Annotated in this window: 1 protein-coding gene; it reads right to left on the bottom strand. The window is 54.9% G+C overall.

Annotated features, from left to right (window positions below; translation table 11 throughout):
• Positions 1 to 288, bottom strand: a 288-nt coding sequence (locus KDM89_RS21830) for an LpxD N-terminal domain-containing protein (RefSeq protein ID WP_329604730.1), incomplete at both ends; no start/stop codon positions are given.

The raw sequence follows: 288 nt of genomic DNA, 5'->3' as shown, positions 1-288 counted from the left end.
ACCGATACTGGCAGTCTCATGGACGATAGCCGCCGGGCTGACCCAGGCCGTCGGATGTATCCCCGTCACAGCCGGGATTTTATTGAGTTCAGCGAATAGCTGCGCTGTGCGCGCAAAATAAACGTAAGGATTAGCGAAAACGATGCAAGCGCCCTGATAGCTGCTGCGCACCTGCGCGTAGTCAGCCTCAGTCACGATCAGCGCAGCCGCTTTCGTGCTGGCCGCCTGATGCTTTAATTTTGAATTGGAGAGGAATGTGATCTGACTGGCACTAGCTTCACTCAAAGG

The sequence above is a fragment of the Cognatundibacterium luofuense genome, from assembly GCF_018139685.1.
Classification (GTDB): domain Bacteria; phylum Pseudomonadota; class Gammaproteobacteria; order Burkholderiales; family Burkholderiaceae_D; genus Undibacterium; species Undibacterium luofuense.
The sequence above is the reverse complement of the archived record's forward strand: the minus strand, read 5'-3'. Positions and strand labels throughout refer to the sequence as shown.